The organism is Rhizobium sp. 01L410 (genome assembly GCF_056400165.1).
On the sequence record NZ_JBFTST010000022.1, the window covers coordinates 1 to 19,359 of the forward strand.

At 59.2% G+C, this 19,359-nt stretch carries 18 protein-coding genes and 1 tRNA gene; 2 read left to right on the forward strand and 17 right to left on the reverse strand.

Translation table 11 applies throughout. The features are described from left to right. From AC1DV9_RS28765 to rpsL, 4 genes are all read right to left on the reverse strand, one after another. Window positions 1-153: GTP-binding protein (locus AC1DV9_RS28765; protein WP_477824376.1), on the reverse strand; the 153-nt coding region annotated here is incomplete at its 3' end. Window positions 154-220: 67 nt separating this feature from the next. Then, complete coding sequence (gene fusA, locus AC1DV9_RS28770; protein ID WP_477951252.1) at window positions 221-2,320, reverse strand: elongation factor G; 2,100 nt, start codon at window positions 2,318-2,320, stop codon at window positions 221-223. Between the two features lie 29 nt (window positions 2,321-2,349). After that, a complete protein-coding gene (rpsG, locus tag AC1DV9_RS28775) occupies window positions 2,350-2,820 on the reverse strand; it encodes a 30S ribosomal protein S7 (protein ID WP_112390805.1) in 471 nt (156 codons plus the stop codon). Window positions 2,821-2,897: 77 nt separating this feature from the next. Further along, window positions 2,898-3,269: a 30S ribosomal protein S12 gene (gene rpsL, locus AC1DV9_RS28780; protein ID WP_018902683.1), complete on the reverse strand. Its 372-nt coding sequence runs from the start codon at window positions 3,267-3,269 to the stop codon at window positions 2,898-2,900. A 496-nt stretch (window positions 3,270-3,765) separates the two neighbouring features. On the opposite strand from rpsL, the gene AC1DV9_RS28785 reads away from it, so the two are divergent. Next, a complete protein-coding gene (locus tag AC1DV9_RS28785) occupies window positions 3,766-4,059 on the forward strand; it encodes a transcriptional regulator (RefSeq protein ID WP_112390806.1) in 294 nt (97 codons plus the stop codon). 3 nt (window positions 4,060-4,062) lie between these two features. Here the strand turns inward: AC1DV9_RS28785 and AC1DV9_RS28790 are convergent, their stop codons facing one another. Together AC1DV9_RS28790 and AC1DV9_RS28795 are read right to left on the reverse strand one after the other, a co-directional pair. Then, window positions 4,063-4,368 (reverse strand): type II toxin-antitoxin system RelE/ParE family toxin, encoded by a 306-nt coding sequence (locus AC1DV9_RS28790; RefSeq protein ID WP_310301511.1) that lies wholly within the window; start codon window positions 4,366-4,368, stop codon window positions 4,063-4,065. After that, entirely contained in the window at window positions 4,365-4,619 is a 255-nt protein-coding gene (locus AC1DV9_RS28795) for a type II toxin-antitoxin system ParD family antitoxin (RefSeq protein ID WP_112541122.1), read from the reverse strand. Before AC1DV9_RS28795 ends, AC1DV9_RS28790 begins: the two co-directional genes overlap by 4 nt. A 166-nt stretch (window positions 4,620-4,785) precedes the next feature. Here AC1DV9_RS28795 and AC1DV9_RS28800 point away from each other — a divergent pair, with 166 nt between their 5' ends. Next, entirely contained in the window at window positions 4,786-5,496 is a 711-nt protein-coding gene (locus AC1DV9_RS28800) for an acid phosphatase (RefSeq protein ID WP_477951255.1), read from the forward strand. 133 nt (window positions 5,497-5,629) lie between these two features. Here the strand turns inward: AC1DV9_RS28800 and rpoC are convergent, their stop codons facing one another. The 11 genes from rpoC to AC1DV9_RS28855 form a co-directional block, all read right to left on the reverse strand. Continuing rightward, window positions 5,630-9,841 (reverse strand): DNA-directed RNA polymerase subunit beta', encoded by a 4,212-nt coding sequence (gene rpoC / locus AC1DV9_RS28805; RefSeq protein ID WP_112390808.1) that lies wholly within the window; start codon window positions 9,839-9,841, stop codon window positions 5,630-5,632. 188 nt (window positions 9,842-10,029) lie between these two features. Next, window positions 10,030-14,169 carry a DNA-directed RNA polymerase subunit beta gene (gene rpoB / locus AC1DV9_RS28810; protein ID WP_477951256.1) on the reverse strand — a complete coding sequence of 1,380 codons (4,140 nt, stop codon included), beginning with the start codon at window positions 14,167-14,169 and terminating at the stop codon, window positions 10,030-10,032. A gap of 260 nt (window positions 14,170-14,429) precedes the next feature. Further along, the gene (gene rplL / locus AC1DV9_RS28815) at window positions 14,430-14,807 is read right to left on the reverse strand and encodes a 50S ribosomal protein L7/L12 (protein ID WP_112390810.1); all 378 of its coding nucleotides are present in this window, start codon (window positions 14,805-14,807) and stop codon (window positions 14,430-14,432) included. Window positions 14,808-14,865: 58 nt separating this feature from the next. Next, a complete protein-coding gene (gene rplJ, locus AC1DV9_RS28820) occupies window positions 14,866-15,384 on the reverse strand; it encodes a 50S ribosomal protein L10 (protein WP_016553543.1) in 519 nt (172 codons plus the stop codon). 330 nt (window positions 15,385-15,714) lie between these two features. Beyond that, a complete protein-coding gene (rplA, locus tag AC1DV9_RS28825; RefSeq protein WP_112518757.1) occupies window positions 15,715-16,413 on the reverse strand; it encodes a 50S ribosomal protein L1 in 699 nt (232 codons plus the stop codon). Window positions 16,414-16,417: 4 nt separating this feature from the next. After that, window positions 16,418-16,849, reverse strand: coding sequence for a 50S ribosomal protein L11 (rplK, locus tag AC1DV9_RS28830; RefSeq protein WP_112390812.1), 432 nt, complete (start codon window positions 16,847-16,849; stop codon window positions 16,418-16,420). A 169-nt stretch (window positions 16,850-17,018) separates the two neighbouring features. Continuing rightward, entirely contained in the window at window positions 17,019-17,549 is a 531-nt protein-coding gene (nusG, locus tag AC1DV9_RS28835; RefSeq protein WP_112390813.1) for a transcription termination/antitermination protein NusG, read from the reverse strand. A 17-nt stretch (window positions 17,550-17,566) separates the two neighbouring features. Then, a complete protein-coding gene (gene secE / locus AC1DV9_RS28840) occupies window positions 17,567-17,767 on the reverse strand; it encodes a preprotein translocase subunit SecE (RefSeq protein ID WP_112390814.1) in 201 nt (66 codons plus the stop codon). Window positions 17,768-17,951: 184 nt separating this feature from the next. After that, window positions 17,952-18,027, reverse strand: a tRNA-Trp gene (locus AC1DV9_RS28845). Window positions 18,028-18,168: 141 nt separating this feature from the next. After that, a complete protein-coding gene (locus tag AC1DV9_RS28850) occupies window positions 18,169-19,062 on the reverse strand; it encodes an NAD-dependent epimerase/dehydratase family protein (protein ID WP_477951258.1) in 894 nt (297 codons plus the stop codon). Between the two features lie 156 nt (window positions 19,063-19,218). After that, the coding region (locus AC1DV9_RS28855; RefSeq protein ID WP_477951260.1) for an EF-Tu C-terminal domain-related protein at window positions 19,219-19,359 on the reverse strand (141 nt) is incomplete at its 5' end.

The window sequence follows — 19,359 nt, forward strand, 5'->3', positions numbered from 1 at the left end:
CGGAGCCGGAGCAGCGTCGATCTGGTCATACGCCTTGAACTCGCCGAAATACTTCGTGATCGCTGCCGTCAGAGACGTCTTGCCGTGGTCAACGTGGCCGATCGTGCCGATGTTTACGTGCGGCTTGTTGCGCTCAAACTTACTCTTTGCCATTTCCGGCTCTCCATTCTTCTAAGGCCCGAAGGCGCTAATTCTTGTTATCGGACAATTGGTATTCCGGTCACTTCTGACCGGAATACTTTGCCTGGATTTCAGTTGCGACGTTCGACGGGACCGGCGCGTAGTGATCGAAGGTCATCGTGTACTGAGCACGGCCCTGCGACATGGAGCGCAGGTTGTCGACGTACTTGAACATGTTCGCCAGCGGAACGTTGGCCGCGATGACGATCGCGATGCCGCGCTGCTCCTGACCCTGGATCTGACCACGGCGGGAGTTGAGGTCGCCGATAACGTCACCGACGTAGTCCTCAGGCGTTACAACTTCGACCTTCATCATCGGCTCGAGGAGCTGAGCGCCGGCCTTCTTGGCTGCTTCACGGAAGCAGGCGCGGGAAGCGATTTCGAACGCCAGGACCGACGAGTCGACGTCGTGGAAGGCACCGTCGATGAGCGTCGCCTTGACGCCGAGCATCGGGAAGCCGGCCAGCGGACCAGAAGACAGAACGCTTTCGATACCCTTCTGAACGCCCGGGATGTATTCTTTCGGAACAGCACCGCCGACGATCTTGGATTCGAACTTGAAGTCGTCGCCTTCTTCGTTCGGTTCGAAGACGATCTTGACGCGCGCGAACTGACCGGTACCACCGGACTGCTTCTTGTGCGTGTAGTCTTCTTCGTGCTTCTTCGTGATGGTTTCGCGGTAGGCAACCTGCGGCGCACCGACAGTTGCTTCGACCTTGAATTCACGACGCATACGATCGACCAGAATGTCGAGGTGAAGTTCACCCATGCCGGCGATGATCGTCTGGCCGGATTCCTGGTCGGTCTTGACGCGGAAGGACGGATCTTCAGCAGCCAGGCGGTTGAGCGCGAGGCCCATCTTTTCCTGGTCGCCCTTGGTCTTCGGCTCGATCGCGATCTGGATAACCGGCTCGGGGAATTCCATGCGCTCGAGGATAACCGGCTTCAGCGGATCGCAGAGCGTATCGCCAGTGGTGGTTTCCTTGAGGCCGGCAAGAGCAACGATGTCGCCTGCAAAGGCTTCTTCGATGTCTTCACGGGAGTTCGAGTGCATCTGCAGCATGCGGCCGACGCGCTCGCGCTTGTCCTTGACCGTGTTCATGACCGACGCGCCCTTTTCAAGCTTGCCGGAGTAGATGCGAGCGAAGGTGAGCGAACCGACGAAGGGGTCGTTCATGATCTTGAACGCAAGCATGGAAAGCGGCTCGGAGTCGTCAGCGTGACGCTCGATATCGGCTTCCGTCTTGAAGTCGATGCCCTTGATGGCAGGGATGTCCATCGGCGACGGCAGATAATCGACAACAGCGTCGAGCAGCGGCTGAACGCCCTTGTTCTTGAAGGCGGTGCCGCAGAACATCGGATGGAACTTGACGTCGATCGTGCCGCGGCGAACCAGGGCGCGGATCTTGTCGTTGTCGGGCATGTCGCCGTTCAGGTAGGCTTCCATCGCTTCTTCGTCGATCTCGACAACGGTCTCGATCAGCTTTTCGCGATATTCTTCAGCCTTGGCCTTCAGGTCTTCAGGGATTTCGACGACGTCCCACTGTGCGCCGAGCGATTCGTCGCGCCAGATGAGTGCGTTCATCTCGATCAGATCGACAACGCCCTTGAACTCGGTTTCTGCACCGATCGGCAGCTGCATGACGACAGCCGTTGCGCCGAGACGGGTCTTGATCATCTCGACCGAGCGGTAGAAGTCCGCACCGGTCTTGTCCATCTTGTTGCAGAAAATCATGCGCGGAACGTTGTACTTCTCAGCCTGACGCCAGACGGTTTCCGTCTGCGGCTCTACGCCGGCGTTGGCATCGAGAAGAGCGACCGCACCGTCGAGCACGCGCAGCGAACGTTCGACTTCGATCGTGAAGTCGACGTGGCCGGGAGTGTCGATGATGTTGAAGCGGCGCATCTTGCCGTCACGGCCCTTCCAGAAGGTCGTGGTCGCAGCAGAGGTGATCGTGATGCCACGCTCCTGCTCCTGCTCCATCCAGTCCATCGTGGCTGCGCCGTCGTGCACTTCGCCGATCTTGTGCGACTTGCCGGTGTAGTAAAGGATACGCTCGGTCGTCGTCGTCTTGCCGGCGTCGATGTGCGCCATGATACCGAAATTACGGTAGTCTTCGATTTTATATTCGCGAGCCATAGTGGACTGCCTTTCGATACCGTTCGGGATTACCAGCGATAATGCGAGAACGCACGGTTGGCGTCAGCCATCTTGTGCGTGTCTTCGCGCTTCTTGACCGCGGAACCACGGTTGTTGGATGCATCGAGAAGCTCGCCCGACAGACGGTCGACCATGGTCGTTTCGTTGCGCTTGCGCGCAGCGGTAATCAGCCAGCGGATAGCAAGGGCCTGGCGGCGCTCAGGGCGGACATCAACCGGAACCTGATAGGTCGCACCACCGACGCGGCGCGAACGGACTTCGACGTGCGGGGCAATGTTGTCGAGGGCGGCGTGGAAAACAACCAGCGGCTCCTGCTTGGACTTGCCCTGTACGGAGTCAAATGCGCCGTAAACGATGCTTTCAGCAACGGACTTCTTACCATCGAGCATGATGGCATTCATGAACTTCGTGACGACCAAATCGCCGAACTTCGGGTCCGGGTTGATCTCGCGCTTTTCTGCTCTGTGACGTCTGGACATAACTTCTCGTCTCTTAACTGTTAAGGCGCTCTACCACGCGGAGAACCTCGCGCAGCGCCGGAAAACCAAAACCCGAATTACTTCGGACGCTTCGCACCGTACTTGGAACGGCGCTGCTTGCGGTTCTTGACACCCTGGGTATCGAGAACGCCGCGGATGATGTGGTAACGAACGCCCGGCAAGTCCTTGACGCGGCCGCCACGGATCATGACGACAGAGTGTTCCTGCAGGTTGTGACCTTCGCCGGGAATGTAGCCGATGACTTCGAAGCCATTGGTCAGGCGGATCTTGGCAACCTTACGCAGAGCCGAGTTCGGCTTCTTCGGGGTCGTCGTGTAGACGCGGGTGCAAACACCACGCTTCTGCGGGTTTTCCTGCAGAGCAGGAACCTTGTTACGCTTTACGTTCGGCTGGCGCGGCTTGCGGATCAGCTGGTTTACGGTAGGCATTCAACCATCCCTTACGTTTAACTGTACCCTTTCGGGCGTAAAATCACGCCGTCTCCGGCAAGATCACACGCTTGTCTCAATGCGCAAAACGTGGCCCGATCCGCTTTCACGGATGGACCACAGAGGGCAGAGGACGCAAAAGACATGCGTCATGCGTGCGGGCATCATATCTTCAACGTGCGTTTCGAACCTTGTTTGAGGTGAACTCCAGGGCAAGGCGCCCCAGAAAGCCATGCCTCACATGGGTTCCGATGGCGCGGGTACTACTGGTTTCCCTCACCTACGTCAAGGCCGGTTAAGAAATAATCTTGCCGCGAATGCCTTGAAATGCCGGGCTTACGCCCTCTTTGCAAGGGTTCCGGACGTTTTTGCGGCGGCCCTTAAAGTTCAACTTGGGGCTTGCCGGAAAAGCGGTTAAGGAATCGGCGATTGCAGACGAAATCCGCAGGAAGCGGATTCGAGTTTACGAATCGTTACATATTCAAAGGACCGCCCGATGATCACCAGCCCCGACAACGACAACAACTCCGAAGGCCCGATGGTCTTCATCATTATCGGCAAGGGTTATGAGTCGGACGGCAGCGAAGGCGTCGACCTGCATATCATGCTGAGAGCCGCCGATGACGACACCGCCGTGCGCGAGGCGCTCAACGCGCTGTCCGAGGAAGGCTTCATCGAGGCCGATCTCGACCAGATCGGCATGCTGACCGAAGTGCCTGAAGAAGAGCCGCACGCGTCTGCCTATCAGGGCGCGCTGGACGGCGAGGTCTCGATCATCCGGTTCAACTGACCGTCAGCTATCGGCGGCGCCAAACAGAGCTGCCTCATAGTTCATGGCGCCGTTGAGTATATGCAAAATCTGTACGGCGTCGGCGGTGCAGGTATAGAAGATATTGTAGCGGCCGTGCACGGCCCTTCTGATCCCGCTCTCCTCGTGACGGGGCACCAGCGGATAGGCAAGCGGACGATCGGTGATCATCAGGCAATGCCTCTCCAGCTCTTCGACGAAGGAAAGCGCGCGGCGCGGATTATCCCTCGCAATATAATCGCCAATCGAGAAGAGATCGCGGTGGGCTTCTGCCGCGATGACCAGCTTCATTTGCCGTCCGCCATGCGGCCATAGCGCTCCTTGAGCTCAGCGAAGACATCGTCAGCCGCATGGACGCGACCGGCGTCGACATCCGCCCTGCCCCGGGCGAGCGCCGCGTCCATCAGCGCAAGCTGCTTCTCCCGCTCCTCGACCAGACGAACGCCCTCGCGGAGCACTTCGCTCTTCGAGTTGTAGCGGCCGCTCTCGACGAGCTTCTGAACAACCGCTTCCAGATTTCCAAGTTCGACGCTTTGAGCCATGGGTTCCTCCGATAACTATTATTGGTACGCACCGCTGGTTTGGCAAGTCTCGCTTGCCGCCGCGCGGCGATTATGCCGCAGGCTCTGACACCGTTCTGTCATCTTCGCCAAACAATCCTCGGTTACCCGCGAGATGCATTTCATTGCCCCAAACGGAGTCCCCCAAATGCGTACTGTCTCGAAATTCCTGGCTCTCGGCCTTGCCACTGCCGTTGCGTTTGCTGCGCCGGCTTTTGCCGAAGACAAGGCAAAGCCCTTTACCGACAATACCGAAGTCAACCTTCTGAACCTGCTTCCGCCGCCGCCTGCCAATGATTCCGCCAAGACCAAGGCCGAGATCGGCGAGCTTCTCTCGATCCAGGTCACCCGCACCCCGGAGATGGAAGCCGAGGCCGTTGCCGATGCCGAGGAAAATGTCTGGCGTTTCACCGACGTCATCGACAATCCGAAATTCACCAAGGAGAACCTGCCGAAGTTTTCGGCCTTCTTCGACCGCATCGTCGAGACCGAAGCCGCCGTCGTCGACCCGGCGAAGGACGTCTGGAAGCGCCCGCGCCCTCACCTGCTCTATCCCGAGCTCGTCAAGCCGGTCGTGCCGCTCTCGAAGTCCGGCTCCTACCCGTCTGGCCACACGACGCTCGGCACGCTGATGGGCGTCGTCCTGTCGAACATGGTTCCCGAAAAGAAGGATGCCATCATGGGCCGCGCCTGGGCCTATGGCTGGAACCGCGTCATCGGCGGCATCCACTACCCGACGGATATCGAGGCCGGCCGTATCGCCGGTATCGCCACCGCACAGACGATCATGCAGCATGACGACTATAAGGCCGAATACGAAGCAGCCCGCACTGAACTGCGCACCGTCCTCGGACTCTAAAATTTCGAAATGCCTGCCGACAGGGCCGCGGTTCGACTGCGGCCCTTTTGCATGCCTGCAATCTCAAGCGGTCAACAAAAAAGCCGCCCGGATCGCTCCGGGCGGCTTTTGATTTCTGCAATCGAACCTGCCGTTATTCGGCGGCAGGCGCGCTTTCGTTTGCCATGTCCTGCAGCATCGGCGTTGCCGAGTCCGCACCCGTGCCCTTGCGGCGCTCTTCGAGGATCAGCTCGTCGCGCGACGTGGCGATACGGCGGATCTGGGTCATGGTGCCACCGGTACCGGCCGGGATGAGGCGGCCGACGATGACGTTTTCCTTGAGGCCCTGGAGACCGTCGGTCTTGCCGGCGATCGCAGCTTCCGTGAGCACCTTCGTCGTTTCCTGGAAGGACGCGGCGGAGATGAAGGACGGGGTCTGCAGCGATGCCTTGGTGATACCGAGAAGAACCGGGTCACCGTAGGCAGGCTTCTTGCCCTGTTCGATCAGGCCGTCATTGACGTCCTCGAGTTCGATACGGTCGATGTTGTCACCGACGATATAGGTCGAGTCGCCTGCATCGGTGATTTCCACCTTCTGCAGCATCTGACGGACAATCACTTCGATGTGCTTGTCGTTGATGACAACGCCCTGCAAGCGGTAGACTTCCTGGATTTCGTTGACCAGGTACGAAGCGAGTGCTTCGACGCCCTTGATCGCCAGGATGTCGTGCGGAGCCGGGTTACCGTCGAGGATGTAGTCACCCTTTTCGATATAGTCGCCTTCCTGAAGGTGGAAGGGCTTGCCCTTCGGGATCAGGTATTCGACAGGCTCGACACCGTCTTCCGCTGGCTCGATGATGACGCGGCGCTTGTTCTTGTAGTCGCGGCCAAGGCGGATCGTACCATCGATCTCAGCGATGATGGCGTGGTCCTTCGGACGGCGGGCTTCGAACAGTTCGGCAACACGCGGCAGACCGCCGGTGATGTCCTTGGTCTTGGCGCTTTCGAGCGGCGAACGTGCAAGCACGTCACCCTGCGAAACCTTCGTGCCCGGCTCGACAGACAGGATCGCGTCAACCGAGAGCAGGAAGCGGGCGTCACCACCGCGCGACAGCTTCATGACATTGCCGCTGGCGTCCTTAATGACGATGGCCGGCTTCAGATCCGAACCGCGGGGAGTCGAGCGCCAGTCGATAACCTGACGCTTGGTGATACCCGTGGATTCGTCGGTCGCTTCGAGAACGGAGATACCATCGACGAGGTCTTCGAACTGAACGGTACCGGCCACTTCCGTCATCATCGGACGGGTGTAGGGGTCCCACTCTGCCAGACGCTGACCACGCTTGACCTTGTCACCATCATCGACATGGATCTTCGAACCGTAGGCGACACGCTGCGAGGAGCGCTCGACACCGCGTTCGTCCAGGATCTGAACCGCCATGTTGCGGCCCATGGCGACGAGAACGCCGTCTGAGTTGCGCAGCATGTTGCGGTTCTTCATCTGAACCGTACCTTCGTACGATGCTTCGAGGAACGACTGGTCGACCACCGTTGCCGTGCCACCAAGGTGGAACGTACGCATGGTGAGCTGGGTACCCGGCTCGCCGATCGACTGAGCAGCGATAACGCCGACCGCTTCGCCCATGTTGACAGGGGTACCGCGTGCCAGGTCTCGGCCGTAGCAGATCGAGCAAACGCCGGTCTGAACTTCGCAGGTCAGTGCCGAGCGGATGCGGATCGACTGGATACCAGCCTTTTCGATCTCGATGACATCGGGTTCGAGGATCATCTTGCCGGCATCGACGATGCGATCGCCGGTCACCGGATGATCGATATCGTCAAGCGCCGTACGGCCAAGGACGCGAACGCCGATGGAAGCAACGACCTGACCGGCATCGACGATCGCCGTCATGGTGAGGCCCTTGTCGGTGCCGCAATCCACGAGGTTGACGATGCAATCCTGCGCGACGTCGACGAGACGGCGGGTCAGGTAACCGGAGTTAGCGGTCTTCAGAGCCGTGTCTGCGAGACCCTTACGGGCACCGTGCGTCGAGTTGAAGTACTCGTTGACGGTCAGACCTTCCTTGAAGTTCGACGTGATCGGCGTTTCGATGATTTCGCCCGACGGCTTGGCCATAAGGCCGCGCATGCCGCCCAGCTGACGCATCTGGTTCGGAGAACCGCGGGCGCCGGAGTGCGACATCATGTAGATGGCGTTCATCGGCTTCTGACGGCCGGTGTTCGGATCGAATTCGACGGCCTTAATGCGGGCCATCATGTCTTCGGCGACCTTTTCGGTTGCCTTGCCCCAGGCGTCGACGACCTTGTTGTACTTTTCGCCCTGAGTGATCAGGCCGTCATTGTACTGCTGCTCGTATTCCTTGACCAGGTTTTCGGTGTCACCGACGATCTTGGCCTTGGTTTCCGGAATGACCATGTCGTCCTTGCCGAACGAGATGCCGGCGCGGCAAGCATGGCTGAAGCCGAGCTGCATGATGCGGTCGCAGAAAATGACCGTGTCCTTCTGGCCGCAGTGACGGTAGACCGCGTCGATCATCTTGGAGATGTTCTTCTTGGTCATTTCCTGGTTGCAGATGTCGAAGGTGACCTTGCCGTTCTTCGGCAGGAGTTCGCCGATGAGCAGACGGCCAGGCGTCGTTTCATAGATCTTCGAGTACGGCTTGCCGTCCTCGCCGATCGACTTGAAGCGGCCGCGGATCTTGGTGTGCAGCGTCACGACCTTGGTTTCGAGCGCGTGATGCAGCTCGCCGAGATCGGAGAAGGCCATGCCTTCGCCCGGCTCGTTCTGGTTCAGGATCGAGAGGTAGTACAGGCCGAGAACCATGTCCTGCGACGGAACGATGATCGGTGCACCGTTTGCAGGGTGCAGGATGTTGTTCGTCGACATCATCAGAACGCGGGCTTCGAGCTGGGCTTCGAGCGACAGCGGCACGTGAACGGCCATCTGGTCACCGTCGAAGTCGGCGTTGAAGGCCGTGCAGACGAGCGGGTGCAGCTGGATGGCCTTGCCTTCGACCAGGGTAGGTTCGAAGGCCTGGATACCCAGGCGGTGCAGCGTCGGTGCGCGGTTCAGGAGAACCGGATGCTCGCGAATGACCTCGTCGAGGATATCCCAGACTTCAGGCTTTTCCTTTTCGACCAGCTTCTTGGCCTGCTTGACGGTCGAGGAGTAACCCTTGGCGTCGAGGCGGGCGTAGATGAACGGCTTGAAGAGCTCGAGCGCCATCTTCTTCGGAAGACCGCACTGGTGCAGCTTCAGTTCCGGACCCGTCACGATGACCGAGCGGCCGGAATAGTCGACGCGCTTGCCGAGCAGGTTCTGGCGGAAGCGGCCCTGCTTGCCCTTCAGCATGTCGGACAGCGACTTCAGCGGACGCTTGTTGGCGCCGGTGATGACGCGGCCACGGCGGCCGTTATCGAACAGCGCGTCTACAGATTCCTGCAGCATGCGCTTTTCGTTGCGGATGATGATGCCCGGAGCGCGCAGTTCGATCAGGCGCTTCAGACGGTTGTTACGGTTGATGACGCGGCGATAGAGATCGTTCAGGTCAGACGTCGCGAAACGGCCGCCATCCAGCGGAACCAGCGGACGCAGGTCCGGCGGGATGACCGGGACGACCTTCATGATCATCCATTCCGGACGGTTGCCGGATTCCATGAAGTTCTCGACGATCTTCAGGCGCTTCATCAGCTTCTTCTGCTTGAGATCCGACGTGGTGTCGGCGAGATCCGAGCGCAGGTCGCCCGCAATCTTCTCAAGGTTCATGGAAGCCAGCATTTCGAAGATGGCTTCAGCGCCGATCATCGCGGTGAACTGATCTTCGCCGTATTCGTCGACGGCCAGCATGTACTCTTCTTCGGAGAGCAGCTGGTGCTCCTTCAGAGCAGTCAGGCCCGGCTCGGTGACGATGTAGTTTTCGAAGTAGAGAACGCGCTCTACATCCTTCAGCGTCATGTCGAGCAGCGTCGAGATGCGCGACGGAAGCGACTTGAGGAACCAGATATGGGCAACGGGAGCGGCGAGCTCGATGTGGCCCATGCGCTCACGGCGAACGCGCGACAGCGTCACTTCGACGCCGCACTTTTCGCAGATGATGCCCTTGTACTTCATGCGCTTGTACTTGCCGCACAGGCATTCGTAGTCCTTGATCGGCCCGAAAATGCGCGCGCAGAAGAGACCGTCACGTTCCGGCTTGAACGTACGGTAGTTGATGGTTTCCGGCTTCTTGATCTCACCGTAGGACCAGGAGAGGATCTTCTCCGGAGATGCGATAGAAATTCGAATGCTATCGAAATTCTGCGCAGGCACCTGCGGATTGAAAAGATTCATGACCTCTTGGTTCATGCCTGTCTCCTTCATGGGCGGATGCGCCCTTATCTTGCTATGGCCGGCGGCAAATCCCGGGAGCCGCGCCAACGCTCAAAACGACAATAACCGCGAAATGCGGCGAAATCGTCCCTGCCCGGCCAACACGTTACGGGGCCAGAGCGGGAACGGTGTGCGCTGATTACAGCGCACACCCTATCAGATGGTTACTCAGCAGCATCAGGCAGCTGGTTCGCCTGCTGTTCGTCGAGCTTGGAGTTCTCCAATTCGACCGACAGACCGAGCGAGCGCATTTCCTTGACGAGAACGTTGAAGCTTTCGGGGATACCCGCTTCAAACGTATCGTCGCCACGGACGATGGCTTCGTAGACCTTGGTACGGCCGGCGACGTCGTCCGACTTGACCGTGAGCATTTCCTGCAGCGTGTAAGCCGCACCATATGCTTCCAGTGCCCAGACTTCCATTTCGCCGAAGCGCTGACCGCCGAACTGCGCCTTGCCGCCCAGCGGCTGCTGGGTAACGAGCGAGTAAGGACCGATCGAACGGGCGTGGATCTTGTCGTCGACCAAGTGGTTCAGCTTCAGCATGTAGATGTAGCCAACCGTGACCTGGCGGTCGAACTGCTCGCCCGTACGACCGTCGTAAAGGGTCGACTGACCGCTTTCCTTCAGGCCGGCCAGAGCCAGCATCTCGTTGACGTCACCTTCGTGCGCACCGTCGAACACCGGCGTTGCGATCGAAACGCCACGCTTCCACTGGTCGGCAAGACGCAGGACCGAGTCATCGTCGAAGTCCTTGACCTGCTCGGCCTTCGGACCGTCGCCGACAACGTCGCCGATCGTCTTGCGCAGCGGAGCGATGTTGCCGCTCGCCTTGTAGGCTTCCAGCATGTCGCCGATCTGGCGGCCCATGCCGGCGCAAGCCCAGCCGAGATGCGTTTCGAGAATCTGACCGACGTTCATGCGCGAGGGCACGCCGAGCGGGTTCAGAACGACGTCGACATGCGTACCGTCTTCGAGGAACGGCATGTCTTCGACCGGCACGATACGCGACACGACACCCTTGTTGCCGTGACGGCCGGCCATCTTGTCGCCTGGCTGGATCTTGCGCTTAACAGCAACGAAGACCTTGACCATCTTCATGACGCCCGGAGGCATTTCGTCGCCGCGCTGGACCTTCTCGACCTTGTCCATGAAGCGCTGTTCAAGGCGCGACTTGGATTCGTCGTACTGGCCACGCAGGGCTTCGAGTTCGCTCTGAACCTTCTCGTCCTCGACGGCGAACATCCACCACTGCGAGCGCGGATATTCGGAAACGACGGAGTTCGAAAGCTCGGTGCCCTTCTTGAAGCCCTTCGGGCCCGCGATGGACATCTGGCCGCGAAGCATCTCGATCAGACGGCCGTAGACGTTACGGTCGAGGATCGCCTGTTCGTCGTCGCGGTCCTTTGCAAGACGCTCGATCTCTTCGCGCTCGATTGCCATCGCGCGCTCGTCCTTTTCAACGCCGTGGCGGTTGAAGACGCGCACTTCGACGATCGTGCCGTAGGTGCCGGGCGGCATGCGCATGGACGTGTCGCGCACGTCGGACGCCTTTTCACCGAAGATGGCGCGCAGAAGCTTTTCTTCCGGCGTCATCGGGCTTTCGCCCTTCGGGGTGATCTTGCCGACGAGGATATCGCCCGGCTGAACTTCGGCGCCGATGTAGACGATACCGGCTTCGTCGAGGTTCTTCAGCGCTTCTTCCGAAACGTTCGGAATGTCGCGCGTGATTTCTTCCGGACCAAGCTTGGTGTCACGCGCCATCACTTCGAATTCTTCGATGTGGATGGAGGTGAACACGTCGTCAGCAACGATGCGCTCGGAGAGCAGGATCGAGTCTTCGTAGTTGTAACCGTTCCACGGCATGAACGCGACGAGCGCGTTGCGGCCGAGAGCGAGATCGCCCAGATCCGTGGACGGACCGTCAGCGAGGATGTCGCCGCGGTTGACCTCGTCACCGACGGTGACCAGCGGGCGCTGGTTGACGCAGGTGTTCTGGTTCGAACGCTGGAACTTCTGCAGGCGGTAGATATCGACGCCGGACTTGCCAGCTTCGAGATCTTCCGTTGCGCGGATAACGATACGCGTCGCATCAACCTGGTCGACCACACCGCCACGGCGGGCGCCGATAGCAGCGCCGGAGTCGCGGGCAACGACCGGCTCCATGCCGGTGCCGACGAACGGAGCTTCAGCACGCAGCAGCGGAACGGCCTGACGCTGCATGTTCGAGCCCATGAGAGCGCGGTTGGCGTCGTCGTTTTCCAGGAACGGGATGAGAGCGGCCGCAACCGAAACAACCTGCTTCGGCGAGACGTCCATCAGGTTCATGCTGTCGCGGGGCGCGAGCATAACTTCGTTGGCATGACGGCAGACGACGAATTCGTCGACGAAGGAACCATCCTTGTCGAGTTCGGCGTTGGCCTGGGCAACGTAGTACTTAGCTTCTTCCATGGCAGAGAGGTAGAGAACGTCGTTCGTTACCTTGCCATCGACGATCTTGCGGTACGGGCTTTCGATGAAGCCGTACTTGTTGACGCGTGCGAAAGTTGCCAGCGAGTTGATCAGACCGATGTTCGGGCCTTCAGGCGTTTCGATCGGGCAAATACGGCCGTAGTGCGTCGGGTGAACGTCGCGGACTTCGAAGCCTGCGCGCTCGCGGGTCAGACCGCCCGGGCCAAGAGCCGAGAGACGGCGCTTGTGGGTGATTTCCGAAAGCGGGTTCACCTGGTCCATGAACTGCGACAGCTGCGAGGAGCCGAAGAATTCGCGGACGGCAGCTGCTGCCGGCTTGGCGTTGATCAGGTCCTGCGGCATCACCGTGTCGATTTCGATCGAGGACATACGTTCCTTGATCGCGCGCTCCATGCGGAGCAGACCGAGACGGTACTGGTTTTCCATCAATTCGCCGACGGAGCGAACGCGACGGTTGCCGAGGTTGTCGATGTCGTCGATTTCGCCCTTACCGTCGCGCAGTTCGACCAGCATCCTGACCACGGCCAGGATGTCGTCCTTGCGCAGGATGCGGACGGTATCTTCGACCGAGAGGTCGAGACGCATGTTCATCTTCACGCGGCCGACGGCGGAGAGATCGTAACGCTCCGCATCGAAGAACAGCGAGTTGAACATGGCTTCGGCCGAATCCATGGTCGGCGGTTCACCCGGACGCATCACGCGGTAGATATCGAACAGAGCGTCCTGACGGTTCTCGTTCTTGTCTGCCGACAGCGTGTTGCGGATGTAGGCGCCGACATTGATGTGGTCGATGCCGAGAACCGGGATTTCTTCGAAACCGTGGTCGAGAATGACCTTGAGGGTCTTCTCGTCGATTTCGTCGCCGGCTTCGAGATAGATCTCGCCCGTCGAGTAGTTGACGATGTCTTCGGCAAGGTAGTTGCCGTACAGGTCTTCGTCGGTCGCCTTCAGGGCCTTCAGGCCCTTGTCGGACAGCTGACGGAGCAGACGCGGCGTCAGCTTCTTGCCGGCTTCGACAACGACTTCACCGGTGTCGGCGTCGACCATTTCGGTGATCGCCTTGGCACCCTTGAGGGTTTCCGGCTGGTAAGGAATGCGCCAGCCATCGCCGGCACGCTTGTAGAGCGACTTGGTGTAGAAGGTATCGAGGATTTCCTCGCCGTCCATGCCGAGGGCCATCAGCAGCGACGACACCGGAATCTTGCGGCGGCGGTCGATACGGGCATAGACGATGTCCTTGGCGTCGAATTCGATGTCGAGCCAGGAACCACGATACGGGATGACGCGGGCAGCGAAGAGCAGCTTGCCGGAAGAATGGCTCTTGCCCTTGTCATGGTCGAAGAAGACGCCCGGCGAACGGTGCATCTGAGACACGATAACGCGCTCGGTGCCGTTCACGATGAACGTGCCGTTGTTGGTCATGAGCGGCATGTCGCCCATGTAGACGGACTGTTCCTTGATGTCCTTGATCGACTTGGCGCCCGTATCCTCATCGATATCGAACACGATGAGACGGAGAGTAACCTTCAACGGCGCAGCGTAGGTCAGGTCGCGCTGGCGGCACTCATCGACGTCGAACTTCGGCGGTTCGAATTCATAGGACACGAATTCCAGCATCGAGGCGCCGGAGAAATCGGTGATCGGGAAGACGGACTTGAAGACGGCCTGGAGGCCCTCGTCAGGGCGGCCGCCCTTCGGTTCTTCGACCATCAGGAACTGGTCGTAGGACGCCTTCTGAACCTCGATGAGGTTCGGCATCTCTGCGACTTCGGGGATTTTACCAAAAAACTTGCGTACGCGCCTACGACCATTGAACGAAAGGGTCTGAGCCATCGTCGCTCCTTCAAAAATTGCATCCGGGCCTGCAACGGACGGGAACCGATGGCCAGTCGACCCCGTCAAGCAATGGGTTGGTTCAAACTCGTCTCACTTCCCGAAACCACCAGGCCGGATTGCCTGCGTGTCCCGGTTCGAGACCATCCTCTTGAAGAACCCATTACCCAAAAGCCGTTTTCACGCGGCTTTTGGGTAATTCGTTCCGGAAAACGGCAAATGGGAGACGGCAAACGCCGCCTCCCAGATGCAGTTCAAGATTACTTGACGTCGGCCTTTGCGCCAGCGTCTTCAAGCTTCTTCTTGATGTCAGCTGCTTCAGCCTTGGAAACGGCTTCCTTGACAGCCTTCGGAGCGCCTTCGACGAGGTCCTTGGCTTCCTTGAGGCCGAGGCCAGTGATAGCGCGGACTTCCTTAATGACGTTGATCTTGTTCGCGCCGGCATCCGTCAGGATGACGTCGAACTCGGTCTTTTCTTCTTCAACGACAGCAGCAGCGCCACCGCCAGCAGCAGCAGCAACAGCTACCGGAGCAGCAGCGGAAACGCCCCACTTTTCTTCGAGAAGCTTGGACAGTTCTGCAGCTTCCAGAACGGTCAGTGCAGAGAGGTCTTCAACGATCTTTACGAGATCAGCCATGTTATCAGTTCCTTTTGTTCGGTTCGAACCGGTGTTTTATAAACAGCAAAAAACCGCCTTATGCGGCTTCGTCCTTCTTGGCGTAAGCCGAGAACACGCGAGCAAGCTGGCTTGCCGGTGCTGCAACAACGCCTGCGATGCGGGTAGCCGGAGTCTGGATCATGCCCAGCAGCTTTGCACGCAGTTCGTCCAACGACGGCAGGGTCGCAAGCGACTTGACTGCATCGGCGTTGAGCGTGGTTGTTCCCATGGCGCCGCCCAAAACAACGATCTTATCGTTGGTCTTGGCGAAATCCACGACGACTTTCGGAGCGGTGATCGGGTCATTGCTGTATGCAATGAGCGTCTGACCTGTGAAGAGACCAGAGATCCCTTCTGCTTCCGTACCCTGAAGGGCGATCTTGGCCAGGCGGTTCTTCGCGACTTTGACGGTACCGCCAGCTGCGCGCATCTTTGAACGGAAGTCGTTCATCTGCGCGACTGTAGCACCAGCATAGTGGGCCACGACAACCGAGCCCGAAGCCTTGAAGACTTCGTTCAGTTCCGTGACGAATTCGCGTTTTTCCGCTCTTTCCACTGCCTATCTCCAGTTGACAGGTCCGTTTGACGGGGCCTGCCGGGTTGCCTTTTGCCTCCTGGGATCAGAAGCGATCCCAAGCGACGCTTGAGGATCCTGTCCCCTCGCGCTCCGCGCCACTCAAGGCTAGGAGGACAAGGCATCCAAGGCTCGAACCAAATCCATCGAAGCTAAGCTTCATGCAATTCGGGTCTTACCCGTCTCATGCAGGCTTAAGTGATTAAGGGATAACCACCTGCAATCTCGGACAGGATTCCGGATTTCTCCGGAATATCCCGGCCCCTTGCGAGGCCGGAATGCATGCTGCCGGGCCTAGGCCCGGCAAATTCGTTAGGCGGCCGGAGCCGTGACCGAGCCGAGCTCGATCTTGACGCCCGGGCCCATGGTCGAAGAGATCGCTACGCGCTTGACGTAGTTGCCCTTGGCGCCAGCCGGCTTTGCCTTGATGACGGCGTCAGCGAAGGCGCGGATGTTTTCTTCCAGAGCCTTGGCTTCGAACGAGGCCTTGCCGATGCCGGCGTGGACGATACCAGCCTTTTCGACGCGGAACTCGACAGCGCCACCCTTGGAAGCCTTAACGGCACCCGTGACGTCCATCGTAACCGTTCCGACCTTCGGGTTCGGCATCATGCCGCGCGGACCGAGAACCTTACCGAGACGGCCGACGAGCGGCATCATGTCGGGGGTCGCGATAACGCGGTCGAAGTCGATCTTGCCGCCCTGGACGATATCGACCAGGTCTTCAGCGCCGACGATGTCTGCGCCTGCCGCCTTGGCTTCATCAGCCTTGGCGCCGCGGGCGAAAACAGCAACGCGAACGTCGCGGCCGGTGCCGTTCGGCAGGTTGACGACGCCGCGGACCATCTGGTCTGCGTGACGCGGGTCAACGCCGAGGTTCATCGAGATTTCGATGGTCTCGTCGAACTTGGCGACAGCACGCTCCTTGACCATGCCGATGGCGAGGCCGAGTGCGTAGAGCTTCGTGGGATCAACACCTTCGTTGATCTTCTTGGTGCGCTTGCCTGACATGGTCTTAACCTACCACTTCCAGGCCCATGGCGCGGGCAGAGCCCTCAATCATCGCCATTGCACCTTCGATATCTGCTGCGTTGAGATCCTTCATCTTGGCTTCGGCGATCGACTTGATCTGAGCCTTGGTGAGCTTGCCGGCGTTGGCGCCCTTGCCAGGCGTCTTCGAACCGGAAGTGATCTTCGCTTCCTTCTTCAGGAAGTAGCTGACCGGCGGCTGCTTCATGACGAAGGTAAAGGACTTGTCCTGGTAATAGGTGATGACGACCGGGATCGGCATACCCTTTTCCATTTCCTGCGTAGCCGCATTGAACGACTTGCAGAATTCCATGATGTTAATGCCACGCTGACCAAGCGCCGGGCCGATTGGCGGGGACGGGTTAGCCGATCCTGCCTTGACCTGAAGCTTGAGCTGGCCTGCAACTTTCTTAGCCATAACTCTCTGCCTTTCATTGATAGCCGGTTACCCGGCCCTTGATGCCGGATCGCTCCGGCGGCTGCGGTTGCGTGGTGCGGAATATCGAGGTCCGGCTAAGGCCCCTCACCTTCCACGCGATTTGCGGTTTCCACCGCACACGAGCGAGCCTTGGCGGCTCACCCGCAACTCAGACCTTCTCGACCTGAGCGTATTCCAGCTCGACCGGCGTAGCGCGGCCGAAAATCGAAACTTCCACCTTGAGGCGTGAGCGCTCTTCATCGACATCCTGAACCGTGCCGTTGAACGACGCGAACGGACCATCGGAAACGCGAACCTGCTCGCCGATCTCGAAGCTGACCGAAGCCTTCGGACGCTCGACACCTTCCTGGACCTGACCGAGAATACGGTCGGCCTCGGAATCCGGGATCGGAACAGGCTTGTTGTCGGAGCCCAGGAAGCCCGTGACCTTCGGCGTGTTCTTGATCAGGTGGTAGGCTTCATCCGTCAGGTTCGCACGAACCATGACGTAGCCCGGGAAGAACTTGCGCTCGCTGTCGACCTTGCGGCCACGGCGCACTTCAACCACCTTTTCGGTCGGCACGAGAATCTTCTCGAACAGGTGCTCAAGCCCCTTCTGGCGAGCCTTGTTCTCGATGTCCTCGGCGACCTTCTTTTCAAAATTCGAATACGCGTGGACGATGTACCAACGTGCCGCCATCTTCTATCTCCACCCGATCAGTTGCTGATGTTGAGCACGAAGCTCAGGAGCCAGCTGATGAGCTGGTCGGCAGCAAAGAAAAACAGCGCGGCGAAAACCACCATTACGAGAACCATGATCGTCGAGATCATCGTCTCGCGGCGCGACGGCCAGGTGACCTTGGCCGTTTCCGACCGCACCTGCTGAAGAAACGTAAATGGATTGGATTTGGATGCCATCACTGCCCACGCAATTACGGCGCGTAAAGCTGAAACTATCAGCCCCACGCACCGCGTGTCTGTTGAACCCTACATAAACACCGATTCCCGATTGCACAAGAGGGGAACCGAAGTTTAACGAAATCGCTATGCCGCCCTCCTCACAGAACGCAGCGAAGATTTCGCGCATACCGTTCGAAGGAAATGGCAGGGGCAGAGGGGCTCGAACCCACGGCCTGCGGTTTTGGAGACCGCCGCTCTACCAACTGAGCTATACCCCTTTACGCTTTGCATTCAGCTTGTTGACCTCAAGGCCTCGAAGCACCGTTTAAAGCATGGCGCACCCTTTAAGACGGCTGCGCGGGATTGGCAAGTGCGTTTTTCCATTTTTTCCAACACCGCGCCGCCGTTCCGCTTCGGCCTTACGCCTTCACGTATTTGCGCCAGTCGTGCTCTTCCCTGAAGCCCAGCACTTCCCGGATCTTGCGGTTGGAAAGCAGGCCCTCGTATTCGCCGATCTCGCGGGTGAACGGAACATTGGGGAAAAAGCGTTGCGCCAGTTCCCGCGACGGCGTGTTGGCGGACACCGTATCGTTGGCGGCGTTGAACACCTGATAGCCAAGCCCGTCCTTCTCGATGCAGAGATGGCAGATCTGACCAAGATCGCGGGCATCGATATAGCTCCAGGCGATGCGCTTGCGTATTTCCGGATCGGCGAAGAATTCCGGGAATTTCTGGTACTCGTGCGGCTCGATGACATTGCCGATGCGCAGCGCATAGATATCGGCGCCCGAGCGCTCGGCAAAGGCGCGCGCCGTCTTCTCGTTGATCACCTTGGAGAGGCCGTAGGAATCCATCGGATTGACGTCGTAGTCTTCGTCCAGCGGGAACTGGTGGAAGTCGCGATGCCCCTCGGCGAAACAGACGCCGTAGGTCGTCTCGCTGGAGGCGACGATGATCTTGCGGATGCCGAGCTTCACTGCCGCCTCGATGACATTGTAGGTGCCCATCGTATTGATGCGGAAGGTCTCGTTGTCGGGCTTGATCAGGATGCGCGGCACGGCGGCGAAATGGATCACCGCATCGAAAGGCTGAACGCCCTTCCCTGCTTCCAGATCGGGAAAATCGCGGTGCATCGACAGCGCGTTGAAGACCTGGCCGCTATCAGTGATGTCGGCGATCAGATTGGTGACACCGGGACTGTCGAGCGGCACCAGATCGATATTGTGGACCTCGTAACCCTTGGCAACCAGCCACGGCACCGTATGCCGCCCTGCCTTGCCCGAACCGCCGGTGAAAAGAATGCGCTTCTTCATGAAATATCCTCCGCGTGATGAAAATCGGAGGGATAGATAAAGGCTTTGCAGCCAAGCGCAAGAGCCGCCCGAAAGGCCGGCGTCACCATCGCGTGACAATGAAAAAGGCCCCGCTGTTGCCAGCGGGGCCTTTCCAGACTTTCGGTAATCCTGGGATTACTCGATGATCGAGGCGACGATGCCGGCGCCGACGGTACGGCCGCCTTCGCGGATCGCGAAGCGCAGCTTTTCTTCCATCGCGATCGGAACGATCAGCTCGACAACAACGGTGACGTTGTCGCCAGGCATAACCATTTC